This is a genomic window from Binatus sp. (SeqCode), from assembly GCF_036522015.1.
GTDB lineage: Bacteria > Desulfobacterota > Binatia > Binatales > Binataceae > Binatus.
On record NZ_DATDGQ010000164.1, the window covers coordinates 1 to 5,315 of the forward strand.

The window sequence follows — 5,315 nt, forward strand, 5'->3', positions numbered from 1 at the left end:
GCCACCTGCGCGAGCTCGACCCCGAGCGTGAAACAAAGCACGCCCAGCCCGCGCTCGGCGGCGAGCTCGAAGGTTGTGGGATTGGTCGCCGCGACCCACATTGGCGGATGCGGTTTCTGAATGGGCTTGGGAATCACCGACACTGGCGGATCGACAGTCCAGTACTTGCCGTGCATCGAGAACGGATCTTCGCGCCACATCCGCGGGATCGCCTCGACCGCCTCGGCCCATCGCGGCCGCGTCTCTTCGGGACGCACGCCGAAGCCGAGCAGCTCGTCCATCGTGGTCGCGCGCCCGGTACCGAATTCGACGCGTCCGTTCGACATGATATCGAGCATCGCGATCCGCTCCGCCACGTGAATCGGATGATTGAACGGCAGCACCACGACGCCGTGTCCGACGCGAATCTGACGGGTGCGCTGGGTAACGCAGGCTAGGAAAACCTCAGGCGCCGAGCAGTACGAGAATTCGTTCAGGAAATGATGCTCGACGGTCCACACGGAATCGAAGCCGAGCCGATCGGCGAGCTCAATCTGCTCCATGGTTTCCCAGAACACGCGATATTCGTGATCGGCGGTGTGCGGCTTGACCGACTCGATTTCATAGATGAGTCCCGCCTTCATTTCGCGACGCTCCATTGGCGCAGGAACTCGCGCGCCTGTTGACGCAGCGAGCGGCGCAAGTCGAATCGCGGTCCGTGCAGATACCAGAGCATCGCGAGTCCGAGGTAGCTCGAAAAAATCTGTGTGGCCGCCCAGCCCGGATCGAGCTCAGCTTCAAAAACTCCCAGGCGCTGTCCGTGCTCAACCAGTTCGCGAAAGCTGGCGACTCCGTGCAGGTTCGCCTTGCGCATCGAGCGCAGCACTCGCGGCCCAATCTTGTGCGACTCGAGCGCGATGATCAGCAGCAGCCGGCTGACCCACGGATTTTTCTCGTTGAGCGCCGCCATCGTGTCGAACATCCGCCCGAATTCCGCGCGGAACTCGGCCGCCCTGGAAGCGTGCGTGGATTTTTCAAATACCAGTTCCCACTCACCGAGCACCTTCGCCACGACCGCGACGAAGAATTCTTCTTTATCGGCGAAGTGCCAATACAGCGCGCCCTTGGTGACTCCCGCCGCGCGCGCAATTCGCGCCAGCGAGGTGCCGCGATATCCGTAGGACGCGAACAGATCCATCGCCGCGTCGATCAGCACCTGATCGAGCGATCCGCGCCGACGCGCCTGAGTCCCCGGCGGCGCCGGCGGCGCAGCATTTTTGCGAGCTGGTGAAATCATAGGGAACGATCGGTATCGTGAGGCACTGCGGGTGCCGAGGTCAAGCGCGGCGAAACGAGCGGGCATAGAAACCCGCCTCGATTCGATCGCACAACTGCCGGCTTCGGACGTTACTCCGAAGCGGCCGCGGATGAGATGCGTTCAGAAGCGATCAGAGGATCGCGCCGCGTCAGTTCTGGCTGGAAGGGCCGCCGTCGGGACCTTTCATATTCCGCTCGAGGCACCAGCGGTCGATCACCTCGGCGTTGAAGCGCCAGTCGGTGCCGATTCTGAAGCCCGGCAGCTCTCCGCGACGCAGCAGCTTGTAGATTGTTGATGGATGCACACGTAGATACTCGGACAATTCCTTGACCGTCATCACGCGTGGCAAGCTATACTTTGCTTCATTAGCCATGATATCTCCCGGTAACGTAAGTCCCGTCTGCCGCTTACCGCCTGGATTTGATGCCTTTTTTCGCATCTGTAGAATGATTCATCCGCCCCTTACGCCCACCATGAGTCTCTTTGAATGTCTCAAAATCATCGCTGGCGGTCAAGAGCAGCCTAAGAGGATTTCCGATACTTTTCGCTGTTTTTCCCTGTTTTACTAGGTGCAGAGTAACTTATTTTCGCAGAGATTTCGTTACAAAATGCACGTCAAAGCCTAAAATTGCGTCTGCGAGCCTTGAAGAGATCATTAGTATGCCAAATCTCCACCGAATACCAATTGCGATAACCCTTATTTTATTTGCTTACGTTCGTCCAGTCCAGGCGCAATTAGCGCTGACCAGCCCAGCTTTCGCTTCCGGTGGCGCAATCGCCGCCGACAACGCATGTAGTGGCAATGATCAATCTCCTCCGCTGCGTTGGAGCAACGCGCCACAAGCGACAAAATCGTTTGCGCTGATCGTCGAAGATCCCGACGCACCAGGTGGCACATTTATTCATTGGGTAGCGTACAATATTCCGGCTCAAACGACCTCGCTGCCTGCGGGCGTGCCACAAACCGCTGAAATTGCAGGTGGCGGAAAAAATGGAATCAACGGCTTCGATCACGTCGGCTACAATGGTCCGTGTCCGCCACCGGGGAAAATGCATCACTATCATTTTCGCCTTTTCGCTGTCGACTCGATGTTGACCCCCGGTGACCAGCCCGATGCGGCACGCGTCACGTCGGCGATGAACGGTCACGTGGCGGCGACGGCGGAATTGGTCGGCACATTCGAACGATGAGGTGAAAGCTTTTCGACGATGAAGACGTTAGTCAAAATACTGTCTGGAGTGCTCGTGCTTGCGGTCGTCGCGATCATTGGATGGCACTACTACCAAATGCATCGCGCGCGGCAGGCGGGCCTGCTCACCGAGAACATCACGCACGACGGTGACATCTGGAAGGCCGATTTCACCGCGCGAATCCCCGCGCCTGAGCAGACTGTCTTCGACGCGATCAAAAACGTCGAGAACACGCACAGCGATCAGGTCAAAGCGGTGCGGGTCGTATCGCAGAGCGGAAATAAAAAAACCGTCGACATGGATATCGCGGGACCGGGCGGACAACTCATCACCACCCAGCTGGCATTCGAGTACCTGCCCGACGAGAAGAAGATCATCTCCAATACCGTCAACAATCCGGTGTTCGATACGCAGTCCGTCTATCAGCTTAGCGATGAAGGCGCGGGCACCTTCATCGACTATCACCAGAATACCCATATGTTGCAGTCGCTTCCGGTTCCCGACGGCGTTATCAAGCAGGTCATTCGCGGCATCTTCGTCGCGCAGCTCGAGACCTTGAAGCGCCAGCTCAATATCAAGACGGCAGACAACGCCGACAGCGACGACGACCCTTGAACGGCGCGAGCCGTTCTCCGCGCGAGCATCACGATGAACGAAATCGACGCGCAGCTGGCTCTCGGCGTCGAGCTGTTCAATCGCGGCGAATTTTTCGAAGCGCATGAAGCGATGGAAGATGCGATGAACCTGCTCGATGACGACACCAGCGATTGGGACTTTTATCTCGGCCTGCTGCGCGCCTCGGTCGCGAATCACAAGCTCGGCGATGGCGAACTGTCGAGCGCTCGATTGCATCTGCGCGCCGCGTTGAAATTTCTTGCGCCCTACCCCGACCGCCATCGCGGCATCAAGCTTCGCGAGTTTCGCAGTGCGCTCACCGCCGAACTGGCGCGGCTGGATTCGCAAGCAACCACCGTCGCGCCGCCGCGCATCGAGCTCGAAGGCTGATGGTTCCTTTCTCGGCAGAATTCGTGGCCTCGGCCTTCACGCTCGACGGATGTCCGCGATGGAAGCGCGCCGAAGTCGCGCTCGCGGGCCGCTCGAACGTCGGCAAGAGTTCGCTGCTCAACGCGCTCGCGAAAGTTAAGGGCCTCGCGCGTACCAGCAAAACTCCGGGCCGCACGCGATGCCTCAATTTCTTCGCCGTGAACGACTCGCTCGCGCTGTGCGACCTGCCCGGATTCGGCTACGCGAAAATGAGTCACGATGACGCCGCGAAGATCGCGTCGATGATGCACGAATACATCCACGGCCGCACGAATCTCGCGGCAATCGCGATTCTCGTCGATTGCCGCCGCGGTCCGCAGCAAGACGAACTCGATCTTGCCGCGATGGCTACTGAACGCGGCATCGAGGTGATCCCGGTCGCAACCAAGTGCGACAAGCTGCGCCGCTCGGAGCGCGCCGTCGCGCTCAAACGTTTCGACGCGATGCGCGTCGCCCCGATTTTCTGCTCGGCAACTTCCGCCGAGGGAATCGACGACCTGCGCCGCCGAATCCTCGCGGTCGGTCGCATCGATGCCGTCAAACGCGCGGAAGCGCAATGACTCCCGATGTTTCAGTCATAATCCCGACGTACAACCGGCGCGCGATGTTGCCCGAGGCGATTGATTCCGTACTCGCGCAATCAAACCAATCGTTCGAGTTGATCGTCGTCGACGACGGCTCGACCGATGGCTCTGCCGAAAATTTGGCAAGGCTCGGCCAAACGATCCGATTCGAGCGCATCGATCATTGCGGTCCGGCTTCGGCGCGAAATCGTGGAGTCGCCATGGCGCGCGCGCCGCTGATCGCATTTCTCGACTCCGACGATCTCTGGGCGCCAACCAAGCTCGAGCGACAGCTTGCGTTCATGCGTGCGAATCTTGACTGCGCGATCTCGCAGACCAATGAAATCTGGATTCGCAACGGACGCCGCGTTAATCCCGGATTGCGTCATCGCAAGCGCGCCGGCGATATCTTCATCGACTCGCTCCGCACCTGCCTCATCAGCATGTCTGCGACGATGATGCGCACTGAACTGTTCCGCTCGCTCACTGGCTTCGACGAGAGCATGTTGGCAGCCGAAGATTACGATCTGTGGCTGCGCATTCTCATCGGCCACGAAGCCGGCCTGCTCGACGAGTCATTGGTGACGCGGCGCGCAGGCCATCCGGATCAGCTCTCGGCCACGACTCCCGCGCTTGATCGCTTCCGTATTCTCGCGCTCACGAAATTGCTCGCATATGATCGACTCTCGCCGGCGCGCAGAACCGCCGTCGTCGAAGTGCTCGTCGAGAAGTGTCGCGTCTACGCGGGCGGCCTTACGCGACGAGGTAGAATCGATCAGGCTCGCCTCTACGAAAGTGTCGCAGAACAGGCGCAAACCTGCCGCGCAACTGAGATCGGTTGCGCAATTAACTCCATCCGATCCACGCTGCGCGAAGTTGCATATGAACACTGACGAGATCGACGCTCGAGTCCGGGCGATCGCTGCCGAGCGACGCTTGCCAGCGAGCCATCTCGATCGATGGCTTGCGATGGATCCGCCGTCGCGCGCTGCGATGCTCGACGTCGCGCGCGCACTGCGCTTTCGCACCGGCCAGTTGGTAACCGCGCTCGACACCCTTGATGAAATCACGGTGCGCGAGGGCATTACGATCGCCTCCGTTCTTGATCGCCCCGAAATTCGTCGCATCGCGAAGGGCTCTGGCTCGACGCCGTCGAGCGCGAGTGCTTTGCTCGAAGCGTTGCGCACCCTTCGGTACCCTCTTCTGAAAAAAATGCAGGA

The 5,315-nt window shown here is 59.7% G+C and carries 9 protein-coding genes; 6 read left to right on the plus strand and 3 right to left on the minus strand.

Annotated features, from left to right (window positions below):
* The 3 genes from VIW95_RS06700 to VIW95_RS06710 form a co-directional block, all read right to left on the minus strand.
* Positions 1-623: LLM class flavin-dependent oxidoreductase (locus VIW95_RS06700; protein ID WP_331584664.1), on the minus strand; the 623-nt coding region annotated here is incomplete at its 3' end.
* Entirely contained in the window at positions 620-1,276 is a 657-nt protein-coding gene (locus tag VIW95_RS06705) for a TetR/AcrR family transcriptional regulator (RefSeq protein WP_331584665.1), read from the minus strand. The genes VIW95_RS06705 and VIW95_RS06700, both read right to left, overlap by 4 nt.
* A gap of 169 nt (positions 1,277-1,445) precedes the next feature.
* Positions 1,446-1,670, minus strand: coding sequence for a helix-turn-helix domain-containing protein (locus VIW95_RS06710; RefSeq protein ID WP_331584666.1), 225 nt, complete (start codon positions 1,668-1,670; stop codon positions 1,446-1,448).
* 287 nt (positions 1,671-1,957) lie between these two features.
* On the opposite strand from VIW95_RS06710, the gene VIW95_RS06715 reads away from it, so the two are divergent.
* The 6 genes from VIW95_RS06715 to VIW95_RS06740 all read left to right on the plus strand — a co-directional run.
* Positions 1,958-2,488 carry a YbhB/YbcL family Raf kinase inhibitor-like protein gene (locus VIW95_RS06715; protein WP_331584667.1) on the plus strand — a complete coding sequence of 177 codons (531 nt, stop codon included), beginning with the start codon at positions 1,958-1,960 and terminating at the stop codon, positions 2,486-2,488.
* Between the two features lie 18 nt (positions 2,489-2,506).
* Positions 2,507-3,103 carry an SRPBCC family protein gene (locus tag VIW95_RS06720; RefSeq protein WP_331584668.1) on the plus strand — a complete coding sequence of 199 codons (597 nt, stop codon included), beginning with the start codon at positions 2,507-2,509 and terminating at the stop codon, positions 3,101-3,103.
* Between the two features lie 33 nt (positions 3,104-3,136).
* Positions 3,137-3,493 carry a DUF309 domain-containing protein gene (locus VIW95_RS06725; protein ID WP_331584669.1) on the plus strand — a complete coding sequence of 119 codons (357 nt, stop codon included), beginning with the start codon at positions 3,137-3,139 and terminating at the stop codon, positions 3,491-3,493.
* The gene (gene yihA, locus VIW95_RS06730) at positions 3,493-4,092 is read left to right on the plus strand and encodes a ribosome biogenesis GTP-binding protein YihA/YsxC (RefSeq protein ID WP_331584670.1); all 600 of its coding nucleotides are present in this window, start codon (positions 3,493-3,495) and stop codon (positions 4,090-4,092) included. Before VIW95_RS06725 ends, yihA begins: the two co-directional genes overlap by 1 nt.
* The gene (locus tag VIW95_RS06735) at positions 4,089-4,988 is read left to right on the plus strand and encodes a glycosyltransferase family A protein (RefSeq protein ID WP_331584671.1); all 900 of its coding nucleotides are present in this window, start codon (positions 4,089-4,091) and stop codon (positions 4,986-4,988) included. The genes yihA and VIW95_RS06735 overlap by 4 nt, the downstream gene beginning before the upstream one ends.
* The coding region (locus VIW95_RS06740; RefSeq protein WP_331584672.1) for a hypothetical protein at positions 4,978-5,315 on the plus strand (338 nt) is incomplete at its 3' end. The genes VIW95_RS06735 and VIW95_RS06740, both read left to right, overlap by 11 nt.

Excerpts from the sequence above, each read along its gene's own strand:
- VIW95_RS06705 (WP_331584665.1), bottom strand. The coding sequence starts at position 1,276 with ATGATTTCACCAGCTCGCAAAAATGCTGCGCCGCCGGCGCCGCCGGGG.
- VIW95_RS06710 (WP_331584666.1), bottom strand. The coding sequence starts at position 1,670 with ATGGCTAATGAAGCAAAGTATAGCTTGCCACGCGTGATGACGGTCAAG.
- VIW95_RS06715 (WP_331584667.1), top strand. The coding sequence starts at position 1,958 with ATGCCAAATCTCCACCGAATACCAATTGCGATAACCCTTATTTTATTT.
- VIW95_RS06720 (WP_331584668.1), top strand. The coding sequence starts at position 2,507 with ATGAAGACGTTAGTCAAAATACTGTCTGGAGTGCTCGTGCTTGCGGTC.
- VIW95_RS06725 (WP_331584669.1), top strand. The coding sequence starts at position 3,137 with ATGAACGAAATCGACGCGCAGCTGGCTCTCGGCGTCGAGCTGTTCAAT.
- yihA (WP_331584670.1), top strand. The coding sequence starts at position 3,493 with ATGGTTCCTTTCTCGGCAGAATTCGTGGCCTCGGCCTTCACGCTCGAC.
- VIW95_RS06735 (WP_331584671.1), top strand. The coding sequence starts at position 4,089 with ATGACTCCCGATGTTTCAGTCATAATCCCGACGTACAACCGGCGCGCG.